The organism is Microbulbifer maximicatervae (SeqCode), from assembly GCF_052467955.1.
In genome coordinates this window covers 2,516,932-2,536,617 of record NZ_CP174329.1, presented here as the reverse complement: position 1 = coordinate 2,536,617, position 19,686 = coordinate 2,516,932, and the positions used below count along the sequence as shown (strand labels likewise).

18 protein-coding genes and 1 pseudogene are annotated in these 19,686 nt (G+C 50.8%); 12 read left to right on the top strand and 7 right to left on the bottom strand.

Annotated features, from left to right (window positions below; all coding sequences use genetic code 11):
* Positions 1–43 precede the first annotated feature (43 nt).
* From ACJJI5_RS10970 to ACJJI5_RS10945, 6 genes and pseudogenes are all read left to right on the top strand, one after another.
* A complete protein-coding gene (locus tag ACJJI5_RS10970) occupies positions 44–1,696 on the top strand; it encodes an alpha/beta hydrolase (RefSeq protein ID WP_413662329.1) in 1,653 nt (550 codons plus the stop codon).
* Positions 1,697–1,755: 59 nt separating this feature from the next.
* Positions 1,756–2,586 (top strand): sulfurtransferase, encoded by an 831-nt coding sequence (locus tag ACJJI5_RS10965; protein WP_445356264.1) that lies wholly within the window; start codon positions 1,756–1,758, stop codon positions 2,584–2,586.
* A 936-nt stretch (positions 2,587–3,522) separates the two neighbouring features.
* Complete coding sequence (locus tag ACJJI5_RS10960; protein WP_444928072.1) at positions 3,523–5,121, top strand: PQQ-dependent sugar dehydrogenase; 1,599 nt, start codon at positions 3,523–3,525, stop codon at positions 5,119–5,121.
* A 203-nt stretch (positions 5,122–5,324) separates the two neighbouring features.
* On the top strand, positions 5,325–6,575 hold the full coding sequence (locus ACJJI5_RS10955) for a PDZ domain-containing protein (RefSeq protein ID WP_444928073.1): 1,251 nt from the start codon (positions 5,325–5,327) through the stop codon (positions 6,573–6,575).
* Between the two features lie 103 nt (positions 6,576–6,678).
* Positions 6,679–6,882 (top strand): helix-turn-helix domain-containing protein, encoded by a 204-nt coding sequence (locus tag ACJJI5_RS10950; protein WP_444928074.1) that lies wholly within the window; start codon positions 6,679–6,681, stop codon positions 6,880–6,882.
* Positions 6,870–7,067 (top strand): annotated as a pseudogene (locus ACJJI5_RS10945) (IS30-like element ISVsa7 family transposase); the annotation flags it as partial. The gene ACJJI5_RS10950 and the pseudogene ACJJI5_RS10945, both read left to right, overlap by 13 nt.
* 142 nt (positions 7,068–7,209) lie before the next feature.
* Here the strand turns inward: ACJJI5_RS10945 and msrA are convergent.
* Positions 7,210–7,833 (bottom strand): peptide-methionine (S)-S-oxide reductase MsrA, encoded by a 624-nt coding sequence (msrA, locus tag ACJJI5_RS10940; protein WP_444897012.1) that lies wholly within the window; start codon positions 7,831–7,833, stop codon positions 7,210–7,212.
* Between the two features lie 413 nt (positions 7,834–8,246).
* Between msrA and ACJJI5_RS10935 the strand changes: the two genes are divergently transcribed.
* Positions 8,247–8,756, top strand: a complete 510-nt coding sequence (locus ACJJI5_RS10935) for a DnaJ domain-containing protein (RefSeq protein ID WP_444908014.1) — start codon at positions 8,247–8,249, stop codon at positions 8,754–8,756.
* Here ACJJI5_RS10935 and ACJJI5_RS10930 read toward each other — a convergent pair.
* From ACJJI5_RS10930 to ACJJI5_RS10920, 3 genes are read right to left on the bottom strand one after another with little or no spacing between them, the layout of a single operon-like run.
* Positions 8,753–9,544, bottom strand: coding sequence for a methyltransferase (locus ACJJI5_RS10930; protein ID WP_444928076.1), 792 nt, complete (start codon positions 9,542–9,544; stop codon positions 8,753–8,755). The genes ACJJI5_RS10935 and ACJJI5_RS10930 overlap by 4 nt on opposite strands.
* Positions 9,537–9,872 (bottom strand): nucleotide pyrophosphohydrolase, encoded by a 336-nt coding sequence (locus ACJJI5_RS10925; RefSeq protein WP_444928077.1) that lies wholly within the window; start codon positions 9,870–9,872, stop codon positions 9,537–9,539. The genes ACJJI5_RS10930 and ACJJI5_RS10925 overlap by 8 nt, the downstream gene beginning before the upstream one ends.
* A complete protein-coding gene (locus ACJJI5_RS10920; protein ID WP_108733516.1) occupies positions 9,859–10,590 on the bottom strand; it encodes a DUF599 domain-containing protein in 732 nt (243 codons plus the stop codon). Before ACJJI5_RS10920 ends, ACJJI5_RS10925 begins: the two co-directional genes overlap by 14 nt.
* 177 nt (positions 10,591–10,767) lie before the next feature.
* Here ACJJI5_RS10920 and ACJJI5_RS10915 point away from each other — a divergent pair, with 177 nt between their 5' ends.
* From ACJJI5_RS10915 to ACJJI5_RS10900, 4 genes are all read left to right on the top strand, one after another.
* On the top strand, positions 10,768–13,677 hold the full coding sequence (locus ACJJI5_RS10915; protein WP_445356263.1) for an insulinase family protein: 2,910 nt from the start codon (positions 10,768–10,770) through the stop codon (positions 13,675–13,677).
* Positions 13,678–13,777: 100 nt separating this feature from the next.
* Positions 13,778–14,521 (top strand): carboxy-S-adenosyl-L-methionine synthase CmoA, encoded by a 744-nt coding sequence (gene cmoA, locus ACJJI5_RS10910; RefSeq protein ID WP_445356262.1) that lies wholly within the window; start codon positions 13,778–13,780, stop codon positions 14,519–14,521.
* Between the two features lie 7 nt (positions 14,522–14,528).
* The gene (cmoB, locus tag ACJJI5_RS10905) at positions 14,529–15,506 is read left to right on the top strand and encodes a tRNA 5-methoxyuridine(34)/uridine 5-oxyacetic acid(34) synthase CmoB (RefSeq protein ID WP_413662341.1); all 978 of its coding nucleotides are present in this window, start codon (positions 14,529–14,531) and stop codon (positions 15,504–15,506) included.
* A gap of 188 nt (positions 15,507–15,694) precedes the next feature.
* The gene (locus tag ACJJI5_RS10900) at positions 15,695–17,080 is read left to right on the top strand and encodes an L-serine ammonia-lyase (protein ID WP_445356261.1); all 1,386 of its coding nucleotides are present in this window, start codon (positions 15,695–15,697) and stop codon (positions 17,078–17,080) included.
* A 106-nt stretch (positions 17,081–17,186) separates the two neighbouring features.
* On the opposite strand, the gene ACJJI5_RS10895 is transcribed toward ACJJI5_RS10900, so the two are convergent.
* Positions 17,187–18,086: an NAD(P)/FAD-dependent oxidoreductase gene (locus ACJJI5_RS10895; protein WP_445356260.1), complete on the bottom strand. Its 900-nt coding sequence runs from the start codon at positions 18,084–18,086 to the stop codon at positions 17,187–17,189.
* 116 nt (positions 18,087–18,202) lie between these two features.
* Here ACJJI5_RS10895 and ACJJI5_RS10890 point away from each other — a divergent pair, with 116 nt between their 5' ends.
* Complete coding sequence (locus tag ACJJI5_RS10890) at positions 18,203–18,631, top strand: Rrf2 family transcriptional regulator (protein ID WP_445356259.1); 429 nt, start codon at positions 18,203–18,205, stop codon at positions 18,629–18,631.
* Between the two features lie 82 nt (positions 18,632–18,713).
* Here the strand turns inward: ACJJI5_RS10890 and ACJJI5_RS10885 are convergent, their stop codons facing one another.
* Positions 18,714–19,217, bottom strand: coding sequence for a GNAT family N-acetyltransferase (locus ACJJI5_RS10885; protein ID WP_445356258.1), 504 nt, complete (start codon positions 19,215–19,217; stop codon positions 18,714–18,716).
* A gap of 95 nt (positions 19,218–19,312) precedes the next feature.
* Positions 19,313–19,639 (bottom strand): hypothetical protein, encoded by a 327-nt coding sequence (locus ACJJI5_RS10880; RefSeq protein ID WP_445356257.1) that lies wholly within the window; start codon positions 19,637–19,639, stop codon positions 19,313–19,315.
* Positions 19,640–19,686 lie beyond the last annotated feature (47 nt).

Sequence of the window (19,686 nt, the reverse complement as noted above, 5' to 3'; positions counted from 1 at the left end):
AACCATAAACCACTACTTAATAGCAGTCACAGGAATAATCTAAGTGCAAAAAGCCCGATTGCGCATACTCCTCATCATTCTCTTTTCCATGGTGATTGGAGCCTGTGAGCGCTCGACAGACTCTGCCCAAACCGGTCAATCCCCGCAAAAACAATACGCTCGCCTGGTAGCAAAGCCCTGCTGGTTCAAAACCGATGAAACCTGGCCTTTCACCCAGTGTTTCATGATGGAGGTGCCGGAAAATTATGCCCACCCAGAAAAGCGCAAAATCCGCTTCCCGGTAGTGCGCTTCCGCGCCACAAACCCCGATCCCAAGAAAATCCCCCTACTCCACCTAGGCGCCGGAGGCCCCGGAGCCAGCATGGGGTTAGAGCCCGAGAACGCCAGCGATTGGTTGTGGCTTAACTATGCCGCCATGACAGTAGAAGACGGCCGGGATCTGTTTGTTATAGACCCCAGGGGCACCGGTATGGCCCAGCCGCGCCTCACTTGCAGCGAGTTTATCGAAGATGCCGATACCGCCTTCCGGCGCAACCTATCTCCGGAAGAAGAGGCCCGTGTTTTTTCCTTCAGTATGGAGCGCTGTTACAGCCGCCTGAGCAAAGGTGCCGACTTGGCCCAGTACAACAGTTCTGTGATCGCCAGGGATGTAGAAGAGCTGAGAAAAACCCTCAAGCTCGATAAATTCGACCTCTATGGGGTGTCCTACTCCTCCCGCTACGCCCTGACAGTGGCCCGCGACTTCCCAGAGTCAGTGCGCACTCTGGTGCTTAACAGTGCGGTCTTCCCCAATATTGTCTACACGCAGCAGCTCCCACAGGACTCCCTGGCAGCCTACGAGCGCGGCCTGAAGCATTGCATCGAAGACGAGAAATGTAACAGTCGCTATCCCAATTTGCGCCGCAGGCTGGAAAACCTGATCCAGACCTTAGATGAAGAGCCGCGCACCATTCCGATCAAGCACCGCTACTCAAAACAAAGCTATCCCTTTGTGCTTACTGGACAGCGCTTGCTGAGAGTTTTATTCCAGGCGCTGTATAACGAAAACTTCTACAGTGAACTGCCCAAGATGATCGAGGGCCTGGAAAATGAGGGCGATGAAGGGCTACAGCCGGCCCAGGATGCCATCGCACACTTTATGGAGATCGTACTGGACCCCTACTTTGGGGATGCAGCCGGCGTTAGCCACTTCTGCTATGAAGAGGCTCCCTTTGTCGATTTTGATCAGGCCAGGGCCAACGCTGCAGACACCGGCATTCTCGGCGGGGCCGTACGATCAGATTTAAATTTGTTGCAGCTACAGTGTCGCATCTGGGCAATCCCCTCTGCTCCACTCACTGAGTCAGAAGCCATCTCCACCCCAGTTCCAGTGATAGTGTTACACGGCGGCCTGGATCCGGTACTGGCTGCAGATGATGTCGATATCGCACGCAAAGAGCTACCGAATCACCAATGGCTGCTATTTCCCAACCTGGCTCACGATATTATTTCCGCAAGCAACTGCGCGGAGCGGGCAGTTGCGCGCTTTCTCGACAACCCTGCCGAAGATCAAACCGAAACCACCATGACTTGCCGCAAAGCGGAGCTGGCAGACCAGATTTCCACCGAAGAAGAGTCTGAGTCCCAGCAAGAAGCCGAACAACAGGCCGTTGAACCCCAAGCAGCTGAGGTCCCTGCCCCGGAAAGCGGCCAATAACCAAAAACAACAGCTGAAGTTACACGACAAAAGCGGTATCAAGGATTGAGGAAAGGCCGATGGAGAGCAACAACAACCCTGCCCTGATTGAAGTTGCGGATTTGGTAGAGCTCAAAAAGACCGGCGAACCCGTAATATTGGACTGCCGCTATAGCCTGGCGGATCACGATAGTGGTGAGCGGGACTATCAGGCTGGCCATATTCCCGATGCCCATTACGCCTGCCTGCACCGTGACCTCTCTGCCCCTGTGCAACGCTACGGCGGCCGCCACCCAATGCCGAGCGCTGCACAGTTCCAGGACTACGCTCGCAATCTGGGAGTCGATAGTGACACACAGGTAATCGTCTACGACGACAACCGCCTGGGTTTTGCCGCCCGTGCCTGGTTCCTGTTTTTCTTCTTTGGCCACAAGAAAATTGGCATTCTGAATGGCGGTCTAAAAGCCTGGCTCGATGCAGGGGAAACATTGGACACAAGCGAGCCCACTCGATCCAGGCAAGGAAACTTCAGTGCACAACCAAAAGAAAATCTCTTGGTTCATTACGAGACCATCAAACAAAACCTGGGTAAAGCACCCTGGCAGTTAGTAGACGCCCGGGACAGTCAGCGCTTTGAAGGAATTGAAGAGCCTATCGACCCGATTGCCGGACATATACCCACCGCCATCAACCAGCCCTGGCAAAACATTACTGACAAAAACAATGGCAAAGTGAAATCTATTCCCGAACTCAAAGAGCAATTCGGCAACTTGGCGGACGGCAAACCACTTCTCAATTACTGCGGCTCCGGAGTTACTGCCTGCGTTAATTTCTATGCACAATATTTAGCTGGTCGCCACGACTCACTACTCTATCCAGGGAGTTGGAGTGATTGGTGTGCACATCAATAAAAGAAAAAATCAGAACTCCTTAGCACACACAATTGTCAAGGGGTTCATTTAAGTAGATACAGCGTACTTGTCCAAACTATATGGCTATAAGGTAACGAGGCCAAAAAAGATAAGAGACAGAGCCCGGCATGAGGGTTAGCGGTCGGAAGTACAATTCTAAAAAGATAGAAGAAAAACCCAAATATAATAGCTAAATCTAAATTCAGCCCACACTCTAAAATTCCTCAGCCGACTAACGTAAATACTTTGGTAAAAGAATCCGCAGCTATAGCCATCACACCAAATGTGAAATTCTTCTTCTCATTACAATGAATACTCTTGGTACATACATTAGAAAATATCTCAGCCCTTACCAAGCAGAATAAAGCGGATAACCCACACTACGCCTTCCTCCAAGCATCTCTTGATACTGCCAATGATGTTGTAATATTTTATCGCCACTCGAGATTGCGAACAATTATCAAAAGCCTAATGGAATATTCTTTTCACCAAGCCTGTGCAACAAATTGAACTACCAGACGCCTCTAAAATTAGCATGCCTCTCAGTTCCGAGATCTACTAACAGATGATAGAATGCAGCCGTTTTGAACATGCCAGTAAAATTTATAGATCATGCTTTCAGCGGCAAAAGATGGCTACACAGGTCTCAGGAGAGTAACCCGAACTGATACTTGCGCACCAATTATTGTCGGCATCAGCTTATGGGAAGAACTGGCTGGGAATTGAAATAACTGTGTTTGCCTTGCTAGATTCTAATATCTATAGGTCTCAATCATAAGGAGATTAATCGTGAGATACAGGAAAGCATAGCTTTACATCATTCAGAAGAAAGGGGGTGGTTAGTGCATGCACCCTAAAATTAGTAAGTAAAGGCACCTGACATCACAATCTTAACTAACTCTGGTTGTGTAGAAAGTGCATTAAGCGTTATGTGATATGAATAACACGCGTAGTATATTCTTGAAGTATCTGTCATTTTTAAGCATTTTATTCCCTTCCATTTGTTTTTCGGGTAATTACTTACCTTTAAATAGCAGTTGCGATGGATTCCCTAAAGTTGCTGTAGGTAGCATTAAAGGAACCTGTATTGGGATTGTCAGTCAGTTCTCAGGTTTTAAGAAGCCCCGTAAAGCGATCCAATTGGGCAAGCGCAGTCTCCTTATAACCGATATGGGCGGATGGTCCGAGGGTAAGGGAATCCTCTGGCTCCTTGAGTCCTCTGATGATCATTTAAAAGGAAATGTCACAGTTACCCCTCTGTTGCATGGGCTCAATATGCCTCACGATATTGAGATGGACCCCAAGGGACGTATTTTAGTGGCAGAGACTAATCAGATTCGTCGGCTAGAGTTAATAGACAACCAAATTGTTTCTGATGAGGTAATAATTGGAAATTTACCTCACAAGGATTCGCTGCACCCTTTAAGTAATTTCGTTCAACTACCTGACAACTCACTGTTAATTAACTTTGGCTCAAGAACTGACCAGTGTGAGCATCATATAACGGATGGTAAGTGTAATGAGCTAGACGAGAACGGACTCTGGCAATACAGCTATAAAAATTCTACCGATAGCTACTCCGCAACAGGAAGACAAATTGCAAATGGGTTAAGGAACTCAATGGCCCTGGTGGCCCACTCTTCCGGGGTAATACTACAGGCAGAAAATAGCAGTGATGTGAAGGATGCTGATGAGCCCTATGAGGAAATCAATATAATTAGGGAAGATGGATTTTATGGCTGGCCCTACTGCCTGAATGAAATTTTTGATCAAGGCAAAATCAAAAATGGTTGCCATGTCAAGAACTACCACCCTCCCTATACACTTCTGCCCCCCCATGTCGCCCCACTAGATATGCTATATAGCCAATCCAGTAAAATACCAGCGCTAAATAATAGACTTTTAATGAGCTGGCATGGGTACCGTGTGGTAGGTAATCGGTTGGTTGCCTATGATATCGATCATAATGGGCTACCCATTTTAACTGACAAAGCATGGTTTAACCGTGACCCTATCGCACCAAGCACAGAGTGGACACGCCATCCATTTGCCCCCCAGGGAGGAATGTCACAACAAGCTCAACACATAGAAATTATCACTAACTGGAATCAGGTTGATAACCTTCGCCCCGAAGGCGCACCGGTTGGCTTAGTTATGCTTATGGATGAAACATTATTAATCGTCGATGACAAAAATAAAGCTATTTTAAGGCTTGCTGCCGGAGAGTCATATATAAGTGAAGAGCCTATTACTGGCGACGATAACATTGAAGCTGAAACTATGGCCACAATTTTGGACAAGCACCCGAACCTTAAAACTACCCTAATTGAACACTGCGCCTCATGCCATGAAGATATAGTTAAATCACCGGAAAAGCTGTTAAACAACACTAGCGGCTGGCTTAAGTCTACAGATGGAGTCATGAATGTCGAACTAGCGCTATTCAACCCTGTTCGCCCAATGCCTCCATCATCTACAATGAGCAAAGAACAAAAACAACAATTGATCAATAGCATTAAGTCTATTTTTGAATAACTGTTTCCGCGAACAACATAAAATATACGCGACACTAAGAAATGCAACCCTTTGGCATTAGGAAAAAGCACCTTAGGAAATCAGTTAAACTTGACAACAACAGGCAACTATGAACCTTTGCCTTTGGACAGTTATACCAACTTAACAGAACAGTAACAATATACACTTTTGAAAAAAATTGCACCAAAAGGGAGTTTAAGACCTTGATTAGTTCACCCACAAAATGGGAATACAAAAAAGAAACCCAAAAAGTCACAGGCGACATTGACAACTCAAACGCTAGCATTATTGTCAATGTAGCAAAAAATTCCCCTGCAGATAGCATTGGATTAAAGAAGGGTGACTTTATCCTCAGCTTCAATGGGGAACCATTGATAGCTCAAGATGAAATTGACTTAACCTACGGTAGAAGAACTGTGAATTACCGCTTTTATTCACGCGGTGATCACACAATATTAAATGTCAAAGCATCCCCAGTCCCTCTCGGGGTTATTACTGAGCCGAGTTCAAATTATATCCTAAAGGAGTTAAAGACTGGCAGCTTCCCTGGCTGGGAGGGATTTCGCTTGCTATGGAAACGCAGAGATTGGGAGAGACTGCTTGAAGCAAGCGAGGCCATATATTCAGACACAAGTATTAGCCGAATAATTAGAAAAGCATTTAAGAATTTCGGGAAAAATGCTGGAATGCTTTATAAAGGTGCATCACTTTTTGAAACAAACAGGGAAGAAGAAGGTATCCATCTAATTTCTGACTTCATCGACAATCAACTATCAAGCTATGAAACATTTGAGCATGCCATAGCCTATTTTTATGCCTCTAAGTGGTGTGAACTGAGGGGGGATAAGGAAGGTATTGAACACTGGCTGTTAGCCTCAGATAGAAGCAATGCTGGTGAGTTTGAGAGAATCTCTCAAGAAACTTACCTGAAAGGATTTGATCCAGCTCCCAAGAGGTATAAATGGATAAATAAAGGATTTCCGAGCAGCTATATTCTTGAAAATATAGGTAGCGGGGGTACCACCTCTCTTACTGAGTCATTGGCGAGACTAGATGCCAGTCAACTTTTACCCGTTTGCGTGATGCCATTCTATCGAGGTAATGGACCTTACAATGATGCACTAGGCTGTTATGGAAGTATGTTTGAATATATTTCCGATAAAATTGCTCCTATGCACGTCATTTTGGATTCTCCTAAAAAAGAAGAAGGAGAAGAATGGCGCTACGAAAATGAGGAAAAACTCATCAATAATGGCGTTCCTTTTGAACTCCTATATGATCCGGAAAGTTCGATTTCTAAATCCCTAGATCTTGAGTATTCACCAGTATTTTACCTTCTAAACCAGGAAGGTTTTATTGTTTATGAGGGCGCGCTCAGGAAGGCCTATGACTATTGGGACACACTAGTGGCCCATGCGGAAAGCAATGTAACTAATGGCGAACCGTCCGTGTAATGTATCTATAATGCGTACACCTAAATCGTTTCAAGTTTCTGATAGTGAAGTGTCGACTCTGAACGAGTGATGCCAATCAACAACCCTTCCAAATGGATAAGTAATGCGAGCGAAGATAATTCTTCAGCTCAACGAAGGCATGACTCCTACAGGTGTAGCTACTGCACAGAGAACGTCACCGAAGACCGTTTATCGGTGGAGAAGCCGTTTTGAGCAGGAAGGTACTGAAGATCTACGTGAGCGTGCTCGTAGTGGTCGGCCAACCCTTATCGAGAAGGGCATAATCACTCTTGAGAGCGTGGATTGAACGAAAATACGAATGGTCTACTGAGACGCTTCTTCCCGAAAGGTATGAAAATTGACAAAATACCCAAAAGCCATATTGACGATGCAGCGTTCCGAATAAACACTCGTCCAAGAAAGATTCTAAATTACTTGAGCCCACTAGAATTTCTAGCGGGCAGGCGTGTGTCACTTATATTGGCAACCTAGGATTTAATGACAGCCAAATACAGAGAAGTAAGTTCAGAGAAGGCAGGAAAAAGACAGAAAAGTGAAGTGGAAGTAACTGTGTTCAGCATCACAAAAACAGGCAGCAGTCACCGCGCCGCCTGCTTCTGCAATCTATCAATTCTTAGTCATGCATTGGGTTGCGAAGAATTGGGCAAACCGCGTCTTCATTCTTAGCCATATATTGCTGGTGGTACTCCTCGGCGTAGTAGAACGGTTGAGCCATGCTAATTTCGGTGGTGATTGACCCACGATCTTTGGCGTCCAACGCTTCTTGCACAGCCGCCCTGCTCGCTTCCGCCTCCTGTTTCTGGCCTTCGTTCAGACAGAAAACACAGGAACGGTACTGGGAGCCGATATCGTTACCCTGGCGCATACCCTGGGTTGGGTCATGGTGATCCCAAAAGACCCGCAGGAGTTCTGCGTAGCTCACCTTTTTGGGATCAAAGATTACTTTCACCACCTCCGCGTGCCCTGTACGGCCGGTGCAGACTTCATCGTAGTTCGGGTTTTCGGTGGCGCCATCAGTGTAGCCAACGGCAGTGGCAAACACACCATCCGTATCCCAGAACACATGCTCTGCGCCCCAGAAGCATCCCATACCAAAAATGGCGACTTCCAGGTGCTCAGGAAATGGCTCTTTAATGGTGTTGCCATTTACAAAGTGGGTGCCACTGATCTCCATCGGCTGGGGCCGGCCGGGCAGCACCTGGTCCGCATCGGGTATCTGAAATTTGTCGTATTGCATACTGTTTTCTCAAGTGCAGGTATTTTCTTTTGTCAGGATAGCTCGAAGGCGCTTATCCTCCCAGATCTAGGGAGCCTCTGAATAATTCCGTGGTGCCTCTGGCTTTCAGAGCGGTTCACAATCAAGGCGCGGCTTTGTAGGAATGTCCTGACCTTTCAAAAAGTCGCAACGCAGAGTGTGAATCGCTCTGAAAGCCCCGCAGGGCGGGTCTTGAAGGCCACAGCTGGTACTTTGCAGCTCTTGGCCATTCGCTGGCGAGCTGTGCATAAGCTCTGCAGCCTTCAAAACCCGCAGAGAACTTACGGAATTATTCAGAGACTCCCTTACTATATTAATCCGCGAATCAAGTAGTTAAGAGGACTCTATGATACGCAGAACAAACATTGGCAGATCAACACTATAAGGAGTCGTCATTGGCGCGCTTAATCCTACTGATTTTAATCGCCATCGGTGCCTGGTATCTCTGGCAAAAAATCAAATCTAGCTCACCGCAGGAGCGGCGCAAGCAGATTTTTATGGCCTGTATCGCCGGCGTCGCCGTAATAGTGGTTGTGCTGGCTATCACCGGGCGCCTGCATTGGGTAGGAGCAGCGCTGGTGCTCATTCTTCCTGTGTTGGGCCGTTTACTCAGTCAGCTCTCCCGTTATTTACCCTGGTTGATGCCACTGTTTGAAAAGTATTCAAACAGGCGCCCAAATCCAGGGGCCACTCAACATCCTCCGCCACACAACTCCGAGGGCCCGCCACTCTCGGAACACGAAGCGCGCCGAATCCTTGGCGTTGATGCCGATGCTGGCAGAGATGAAATCATTAGTGCACACCGCAAATTGATCCAAAAACTCCACCCAGATCGCGGCGGCAACGATTACCTGGCATCGCGTATCAACGCCGCCAAGGAGCTACTACTAAGCATTCTTGGTTAAACCTTACAAAGCAGGTGGATATACCTGGCCAATTGCCGATAGGGGTCCACCTGGGAGTATTCAAGCTCCTTTTCCACAATGGCCGACGCGGGCAACTTTTCCCGGATTGATGGCGTCATAAAGTCGTGGAAGCAGCGGATACCGCTGTGACAAACCACGGAAAAGCCCGCTTCGGTCAGCCAGTCTTCCACCCATTCCGGCAGAAGTGGATTCTGTGGAGTAAGGCTGCCAGGGTGGCCGCCCCAGTTATCCCCTTCAATATTGCGGTCCAGCTGGCGAAAACTGCCCCGCTGTAATAGGCGGAACTCAAGGGCACGCCGATTGTAGAAAGTGAGCGAAAGATGCCCACCAGGTTTTAACAGGCTGCGCAGCTGCTGCAATGCTTGTTGCGGCTGCTCCAACCATTCCAGCACAGCGTGGCAAATTACCAGATCGGCGTCCTTTAGAGCTTCTACCTGCGGCAATTCTTGCAGGGGTTTATGCAGCAAGGTCATTTGCTTTTGCAGATGGCGCTGGCGAATTTCCGCATCCGCGAGTTCAAGCATCTGCGCGGAGATATCGGCTAGGAAAACCTCGTGCCCCGCTTCAGCCAGATCCATGGCAAAATGGCCCTGGCCACCCCCAGCGTCAACGATTTTTAGAGTGCGCTGCTCGCTCCCCAATAGCGGCGCCAGATCCCGGTTGAGCACTGCCAGGCGAATGTCCCCTTTAAGGCCGCCATAGATACGGTTGCGAAAACGGTGAGCGAGATCATCAAAGTTTCGATCTTTACGCAGGCTGTCACCCATCGGAGCCCTCACCTTGCAAAGCCTCATTGCATCGGCGGCGGTTCTCGGCAAATTTGCGCTGTAGCGCCTCTTCCATATCAACCCCCAGTACAGCGGCCAGTTTGCTCAAGTACATCTGAATATCCGCCAGTTCAGCGGCAACTTGATCGGCCTTGTCGCCTGCCATTAGGTTCTGGATATCTTTATCGCTGTACCATTGAAAGTGTCGCCCTAACTCTGCAACTTCCACAGATAGCGCCATGGCCAGGTTTTTTGGGGTATGCAGTGACTGCCAGCCGCACATTTCAGCGACCTCATCAAAAGCCGCCAGGATTTCACGGTCTTTCATCGAATTTTTTCCTCTGCTGGCGCTCCAGCCCACCCTCCCGGGCCGCCAAAATTGAATTCAGTGCGCGGGACAGAAACTCTCGCCTGTATAAAACACAGACAACAAACAGATAGCCGGCAACAAACAGGATTGGATGGATAAACCAGCCCAGCACTGACATTGAGAAATAATAAGAGCGCAGACCGTAGTTGTAACTGTGGCCCGCGTGGTCGATCACCTTGGCAGTACTGATGGCAAATCGGCGTCGCTCTTCCTCAGATAGATCACCGGTTTCTGGCGGCGGTGCTGCCCCAATAAGTACATTGGCGAAGGAGTACTGGCGCAGTGACCAGGTAAAATTGAAAAAGGCGAAGATAAAAATCAGGATCAGCAACATCACCTTGAGCTCAAACTGCTCAACGGTGGTGGGCTCCGCAAAAGGTAAACTGGTAAGTACTTCGATGGCAGCCTTGTTCGCCGTTAAAGCCGTCACCAAACCCGCCAGAATAAGAATACTGGTAGAGGCAAAAAAACCAATGACCCGCTCCAGGTTACTGAGAATAGCGGTATCCGCCATGCGCATGTCTCGATCGAGCATCCGCATCATCCACTCAACGCGATACCACTGAAGTGATGAAGTAAGGCACCAGGTCTCTTTGGCTTTTTTTCGCGCAAAAACGGTATAACCCACCCATGTGATAAAAAAGCCAATGACACTGGCAATATCCAACCAGGACAACCTCTAATATCTCCGTGTTCGTCTACATTTATGCCGTAGCTTCGGCAAGCGAAGTCTTCGCCCTACTGGCATCCTTGTCAACACTGTCTTTCCGATGTGTGCAAGCGGTAGAATAGCGCCCTTTCGCCGGCAGCAGTGGCCGGCCAGAAAATTCATATAACTCCAGGGAGCTGTCTTTTGAGCAACTCACATCCTGCATTTGAACTGGTTACCAGCGCAGACATTGATTCTCTCGGCGTGCGCGTCGAGGAATACCGACACATTACGACCGGTGCCCAGCACCTGCACATCGCCGCAGACAACTCGGAAAATGTTTTCCTTGTCGCCCTGCGCACCGTGCCCGAAGACTCCACCGGTGTCGCCCATATTCTTGAACACACCGCCCTGTGCGGCAGTGACAAGTACCCGGTGCGCGATCCCTTCTTTATGATGATCCGGCGCTCACTCAATACCTTTATGAACGCCTTCACCAGTTCAGATTGGACCGCCTACCCGTTTGCCAGCCAGAACCGAAAGGATTTTGACAACCTTCTCGACGTCTACCTGGATGCGGTATTTTTTGCGCGCCTGGACCCGCTGGACTTTGCCCAGGAAGGCCACCGCCTGGAATTTGCCGAGGCGGATAATGCGAGCAGCGAGCTCGTCTACAAAGGTGTCGTGTTCAATGAGATGAAAGGCGCCATGAGCTCCGTCACCTCGCAGCTGTGGCACACCCTGAGCAAATACCTGTTCCCCACCACCACCTATCACTACAACTCCGGTGGCGAACCTACTGATATTCCAAAGCTGAGTTACGAGCAGCTGGTTGCCTTCTACCGCAGCCACTACCACCCCAGCAACGCCACCTTTATGACTTTCGGTGATATTCCCGCAGCGGAACACCAGGCCGCGTTTGAAGAAAAAGCGCTGCACAAATTCGAGAAACTCGACAAGACCATTTCCGTTGGGCGCGAAGACCGCTACCAGGCGCCGCTGAAAGTCGAAGAGCACTACCCGTTAAATGGCGAGCCTCTGAAGGCCAAGACCCATATCGTATTGAGTTGGCTGCTGGGTGATGTCACCGATCTTGAAGAGGCCCTGACCGCACACCTGCTCGCCGGCGTACTGCTGGATAACAGCGCTTCACCGCTGATGAAGCTGCTGGAAACCACCGACCTGGGCACTTCCCCTTCGCCGCTGGTTGGCCTGGACGATTCCCAACGCGAACTGGTGTTTGTCTGCGGTATTGAAGGCAGCGAACGCGAAAGTGCCGACGAGCTTGAGCAACAGGTTCTCGACGTGCTGAGGGACGTGGCGGAAAACGGCATCCCCTACGAACAGGTAGAAGCCAGCTTACACCAGCTGGAATTACAACAGCGAGAAATTGGTGGCGACGGCTACCCCTTCGGCTTGCAATTGATTCTCACCGCATTGACCGGCTCCACTCACCGTGGCGATGCCATCGGCCTGCTGAATATCGATGCCACCCTGGAGCGTCTGCGCGAGCAGATCAAAGATCCGAAGTTTATCGCCAATAAAGCCCGTGAACTTCTGCTGGAAAACCAGCACCGCGTACGTATGGTTCTGAGTCCCGATGAGCAGCTGGCTGCGCGCCGCGAGCAGGCGGAGAAAGACCAGCTGGCGGAAATCAAAGCCGCTCTCAGCGACAAAGAAAAAGCACAGATTGTCGAAACCGCCAAAGCCCTGGCCGATCGACAAAACCGCGAGGACGACGCTTCTATCCTGCCCAAGGTCGGCGTGGAAGATATTCCCGCAGAGCTTCCGGATGTCGAAGGCGAAGCAATAGACTTGGGCCCACAGAAGTTGACCCGCTATAGCGCGGGCACCAACGGCCTGGTTTACCAACAAATGGTCTGCGCGCTACCGGAATTCACCGAAACCGAAAAACAACTGCTGCCCTACTACTGCCAGGTACTGAGCGAAGTTGGCCTGGGTGAAAAAGACTACCTGGAAGTCCAGCAGTGGCAGACCAGCGTGGTTGGCGCCTTGCACGGTTTCACCAGCAGCCGTACTGCCATCGACGACCTGGATCACCTGTCCGGCCACTTTATCCTGTCCGGTAAAGCGCTGGCTCGCAATCAGGGCGGCCTGACCGAACTGATGCAAGCCACTATGGAGCAGGTGCGTTTTGACGAGCACGCCCGCATCAAGGAACTGCTACTGCAAACCCTCGCCCGCCGCGAACAGGGTGTTGTCGGCAACGGCCACGCCCTCGCCATGGCTGCCGCCAGCGCCGGCTACAACCGCGCCGCCTGGGAGAGCCATGCCAGCGGTGGTCTGCTGGGATTGCGCAACCTGCGAGCCCTGGTTGGCGGACTGGAAAAAGAGGAAGGCCTGCAAGACCTTTCCACCCAATTCCAGGCTATCCACCAGAAAATCCTCGCAGCACCGCGCCAGTTCCTGCTGGTGGGTGAAGAAGAGAAAATTGGCGATTTCAGCCAGACACTGATGCCGCTGACCTCTACTTCCAGCATCGCCGCAGCCAACCCCGCTGCACCTTTCGAACGCAAACAAATCGAGGAACTCTGGGTTGCCAACAGCCAGGTGAACTTCTGTGCCAAGGCCTACGCCACTGTGCCTATGTCCCACCCGGATGCGGCACCGCTGTCGGTTTTGAGCGGCTTCCTGCGCAACGGCTTCCTGCATCGCACTATCCGCGAACAGGGCGGCGCCTACGGCGGCGGAGCCGGCCACGACAGCAATATTGGCGTATTCCGCTTCTACTCCTACCGCGATCCCCGTATGGGTGAAACCCTGGAGGACTTCGACGCATCCCTGAAGTGGCTGGCCGAAGAGAAGCACAAGGAAGAACAGGTTGAGGAAGCGATCCTCGGCGTCGTCGGCGGTCTAGATAAACCCGGCTCCCCCGCTGGTGAAGCCAAGAAGAACTTCCACTCGGGCCTTTACGGCCGCACCCACGAGACGCGCCAGCAATTCCGCAAGCAGGTTACGGAAGTTACCCTGGAAGACCTGCAACGCGTCGGAGCCACCTATCTGGACCCGAGCAAGGCCAGTACCGCCATTGTTACTGGTCCCCAAGGTAGCGAAGCGGCAGCCAAACTCAACTTGAAGGAAGAAAAGCTCTAACTGGAGCTCGACGATTCCCCGGCAATTTGTCCGGGGAAGCTCTGCGGCGCCGGCCAAAACCGGCGCCGATCTATCGCCGTTATCCTCTAGCGAAGTTCCAATGAGTAAACACGACAATATTTATGCAAACCCACTGGGCCAGGTAGCCGGCTTCGAGTTCGATCGCCAAGTGGTGCAAGTTTTTCCCGATATGATCAAGCGCTCCGTGCCCGGCTACACCACGATCGTAGCCATGATCGGCACCCTGGCAGAGCGCTACGCCCAAGCCGGAAGCCGCTGCTATGACCTGGGCAGCTCCCTGTGCGCGGCAACCCTGGCCATGCGCCATCGCATTCCCGCTGCCGACTGTGAGATCGTCGCTGTAGACAATTCGCAAGCCATGGTTGATCAGGCGCGCACGGTCCTCGAAGCCGATAGCGGTGAGGTTCCCGTTCAACTTATCTGCGACAACCTGCAAAACGTTGCTATCGAAAATGCCTCGGTGGTAGTGCTCAACTTCACCCTGCAATTTATTCCGGTGGAAGAGCGCGAAGAAATCCTGCAGAAAATCCACGATGGTTTGCGCCCCGGCGGCATTCTGATTATTTCCGAGAAAGTGGACTTCGCCGATAAAGCCCACAACGATTTAATGATCGAACTGCATCACTCCTTTAAAGCCGCCAACGGTTACAGCGCGCTGGAAATCGCACAGAAGCGCTCTGCCCTGGAGAATGTATTAATTCCGGAAACCATGGACACCCACCGCACACGACTGAAAAATGTCGGCTTTACCAGTGTCGATGTCTGGTTCCAGTGTTTTAATTTTGCCTCTTTAATCGCCATCAAAGGCGCGCCGGAAAAGTAAGTACCCCGTGATCGACTACACCCAACTCTATCAAGGCCTGCAACACGTTCCCGCCCTGCGCACCTGGCTGGCCCAGCTGCCAACACAGGTGGCTGAAAACCTGAGTCCTCATCGCTGGGGCGACCTGCCCGATTGGCGCGCAGCGGTGGAAGCCCTACCGGAAATCACGCCCTCCGCTATCGAACTGAACAGCAAGGTCAGCGCGGGCACTGCCGCCGATGCCAGCTCAGAACAACTCGAAGCCCTGGAGCAGGAACTGCGCAAATTACACCCCTGGCGCAAAGGCCCCTGGGAGTTATTTGGACTAAATATTGATACTGAGTGGCGCTCCGACTGGAAATGGGATCGGGTACTTCCGCACCTGGCACCACTCAAAAATCGACTGGTGCTCGATGTGGGCTGTGGCAATGGGTACCACTGCTGGCGATCCTACGGTGCCGGCGCGCGCCGGGTCATCGGTATTGATCCTTCCGCTAAATTTGTCGCGCAATTTTACGCGCTGAAAAAATACCTGGGCCAGGAAGCACCGGTAGATTTGTTGCCCCTGGGTATTGAAGCGCTCCCGGCAAACTTGCGCGCTTTCGATACCACTTTTTCCATGGGGGTACTCTATCACCGCCGTTCACCCATGGATCACCTGCGTGAATTGCGCGAAACCCTCCGCCCCGGCGGACAGCTTGTACTGGAGACACTGGTTATCGACGGCGGACTCGGCGATTGCCTGGTACCCGAAGACCGCTATGCAAAGATGCGCAATGTGTGGTTTTTCCCCAGCTGCGCCACCCTGGAGAGCTGGCTGCGCAAGTGCGGTTTCCGCAACCCCAGGACCGTGGATTTGAACACCACCAGCCTGGAGGAACAACGGCGCACCGACTGGATGCACTTCGAATCCCTGGCAGATTTTCTCGACCCAGAATCGCCAGACAAAACCGTGGAAGGTCACCCCGCGCCCAAGAGAGCGGTTTTGGTCGCGGAAGCGCCGTAGCTTGTCTATACGCTTAAGGTCTGGGAACTCATAAATTCCGCAAAATTTGCTGCTAATAGAATTTTGTACGGAATGGGGAGCACCATCTTGATTGTTGCGACTCATAAGGCAAAGTGCGCCCCTAAATAGTGCAACTATATCCTTTAGGGAGGGCTGCTGCAGGATGCAGCCCGGCGCAGAGAATATTTATGAGTATTAGCGTTTTTGAGCTTTTCAAAATTGGGGTTGGCCCTTCCAGCTCCCACACGGTGGGCCCTATGGTCGCTGCCCGCCAATTCGTGCAGGATTTGCAAGACCGTGACCAGCTGCCCCACACAGACCGCGTACAAGTCCATTTGTATGGCTCACTGGCCCTGACCGGGGTTGGTCACGGTACCGATATGGCGGTACTGATGGGGCTTCTGGGTCAATCTCCAGACACCATTGATGTCGATTCAATTGATGAGAAAATGGCGCAAATCCAGAGCGAGCGCCACCTGTCATTAAACGGTGACCAGGATATCGAGTTTATTCGCGAGCGCGACCTGGTTTTCCATATGGAGGAATTTCTTCCCCAGCACTCCAACGGAATGACCTGCCAGGCTTACGCTGGCGAAGAGCTGCTGTTCGAGCGCAGCTATTTCTCCATCGGCGGCGGCTTTGTGCTCTCAGAAGAAGATTTCGCTCATAAAGAGGAGATCGCTACCCTGCTGCCCTATGACTTCAGCAATGCAGAACAGCTGATGAAGATCTGTGATCATCACGGTTGGACCATTGCCGAGCTGGCCATGGAAAACGAAAAAGCCTTCCGCAGCGAGCAGGAGGTCAAAGACCGTTTGTGGAATATCTGGAAAGTAATGGATGCCTCTATTGAGCGAGGCTGCCACCAGAATGGCATCTTGCCCGGCGGCCTCAATGTTCGCCGCCGCGCTGCTGAACTCTACCGGGAGTTGAGCAAACAGAGTCCGGAAGAGCGCAACCACGGCCTCGCCATTCTCGACTGGGTTAGTCTATTTGCCCTCGCCGTCAATGAGGAAAATGCCGCGCGCGGGCGCATCGTCACCGCACCCACTAACGGTGCCGCCGGTGTGATTCCCGCCGTTATCGCCTACTACGTGGAATTTGTCCACGACAGCAATATTCACGGTGAATTGAAAGACCAGGTAGTGAAATTCCTGCTCACCGCCGGTGCTATCGGCATGCTGTTTAAAAAGAATGCCTCTATTTCTGCCGCTGAAGTGGGCTGCCAGGGAGAAATTGGCGTCGCCTGCTCCATGGCTTCCGCCGGCTTGGCTGCCGTAGAGGGCGGCACCAACCAGCAGATTGAAAACGCTGCTGAAATTGGAATGGAGCACAACCTCGGCCTTACCTGCGATCCAATCGGCGGGTTGGTGCAGGTCCCCTGTATCGAGCGCAACACCATGGGTGCAGTAAAAGCCATTAACGGCGCACGCCTGGCCCTGCGCGGTGATGGCGCTCATATCGTACCGCTGGACAGCGTTATCGAGACGATGCGTCAAACCGGTATCGATATGCAGAGCAAATACAAAGAGACCTCTCTCGGCGGGCTCGCAGTAAACGCTGTGAACTGCTGATACTATTCGGCAGGAACACAACAGTGTTCCTGCCACTTATTAGTCCTGAAAGCGCCAAATCCCTTTTATTGCGCTCCTGCAAATGCACATCGCAGAACTTTAAAAATCACTGGTTAAATATCAACGAGCGATGGGCACCAACACCGGCCATGGTGCCGGATGCAATCGCGAAGGTTCCGCTTTGCATCGGATTGGATAAATCCCCAGCCGCAAACACCCCCTTAACAGACGTTTCCTTAAAGGGATCCACTTTAACAATCCGCCCTGTAAACGACTCCTCCAACTCCAGCCCTAATTGGCTGATAAAAGGAGAGGACATCTCAGCTTTGGGACTCACGTAGAGGCCCTCTAATCGCACTTTGCGGCCATCAGCCAAAACAACTTCGCTTAAGCTGTCCCCCTCTCCCACCAGCTGGGTAATCGGAGCTTCCTCCAGCATCACCCCTCGAGCCAACAGGTGATCAAGCACCTCTCCCTCTGGATAAAACTGCCCTTGGGTAAACAAGGTGGTAGCCCCCCAATCGGGAATCATCGCCGCCTGATGGAAAGACAGTTCACTGGTTGCCAAGACTCCCAAGGGACGATCGCTCAGCTCATAGCCGTGGCAATAGGGACAATGGATCACACTCCTACCCCAGCGCTCCTTCACCCCTGGAATATCGGGCAGCTGATCCGAAATACCGGTTGCCAGAATCAGTCTCTTCGCTTTAAAAGTGGTATCACCCTGTGCAGTAACTGCAAAACCCTCGTCCTGGATCTCCACCCTGTCTGCAGCACCATCAACCAATTGAAAGCTCGAATATGCCTTTAGCTGGGTTAAGGCCGTGGTGCGGATCTCCCCTGGAGTTTTACCATCCAAGCAAAACACACCATGAGAGGCTTTGGCGAAGCGATTTCGAGGTCTATTTGCATCCAGCACAACGACCTTTCGCCGCCCACGAACAAGCTGCATAGCTGCAGATAAACCGGCAAAACTTCCACCGATAATCAATACATCCGTATCCATAGCCACCCCTCCGATATCATGTAACTTTTATTGTTACACAAAAACTCAAAGCCGCACAACACACGTAACAGCAAAAGTTTCGTGATAAACTGCAGGATCGGAAATTTAGGTGAATTATGCGCAAAGACAGCCGATTATCCCGGGCACTTCATGTCCTTATCCATTTGAACATGGCTGATAAGCCGGTTACCTCAGACAAGATGGCGGCTATGCTCCTCACCAATCCTGTGGTGGCTCGCAGAACTATGGCGCTACTACGGGATCAGGGGTACGTGCGCTCCAGTAAAGGGCACAATGGGGGCTGGTCACTCGCGAAGCCCTTGGATGAAATTACACTTCTGGATATCCATAAAGCGCTGGGAGACAGCTCAGTTTTTACCATTGGCCTCACAGGCGAACACACTAACTGCATCATTGAGCACGCAGTAAATGCCGCCCTGAAGGATGCAATGGATGAGGCAGAGAGTATTCTACTCGCGCGATTTGGAGAGATCACCCTGGATCAGCTCGGTGGAGAATTTACACACATAGAGACTTCGGAATAATTCGCCTCGTCCTAGGGAGCTCCAAATTCCGATTCTGAGCCTCCCTAATATCCAGGTCCATTTTGCGATTGCAAGGTACACCCTATGCTTTAGCTTGGTACTCAGGGTGTATTCTCGCCATCAACAAAACGTCTATATAACGACCCGCCTTAAACCTGCCAAGCCGCTTGATTCCCTCCACCTGAAAACCCGAGCCCTCATAAAGTGCTATTGCAGTACCATTATCAACATGAACTTCCAGCTCCAATCGTATTAGATTGAGCCAATTATCCGCCTGATTAAGCGCCTCTTCCATTAACATCCGGCCAACTCCCCGACCGTGAAATTCAGGATGTACCGCAATTGCCAGCACAGCACTATGTCTATCCCGGATTTTATTGGTTAAGAACAGAGTGACATACCCAACGACCTTGGTATCCAATTCAGCGACCAAGGTATAATTATTCGGATCAGAAAAAAGGTTAGCGACTTTATCAGAGCTTAGGAAAAGTAGTTGAGAGGTATTTTCATTTACTGAGGCAAAACTATGAATCTCGAACAAATCCTTATTATCGGATTCTTCTAGGTGTCTTATTTTTATATTCAACGGAACTCCTTAAGGGATATCGAAAACAATAGAAAGTATTTCTATTGTTCTCTTTACTCCATATACACCAGATACTAATTTATAACGCGAACTGATCAATCAACCCGAGTTGGCCGAGCATCATCCACTGTCATCTGCCAAATCCCATCCTCTTCATAAGGGGGATTGGAAACATCAAAATTTGCAGTCAAAAATAAAAATCCAACACTGAAATCATCTCCGTTGAACTCTTTTATCGGCCCCTCTATAGAAGTTGTAACGCTCCCTTCAACCCGTTCATACAAGACCCGACCATCAGTTGTTATGATCAAGCTTATTTGGCTACCAATCCAGGTGCCAGCGTAATCTAACTTGTCTTCAGGAAGTGGTTTTGCACAACCGGCCAACATCAATAAAATAAAAACCCAAAAGGTATTACGCACTATCAATCCTCTTACCCCTTTAATATTTCGAGAATAACACCCTACCG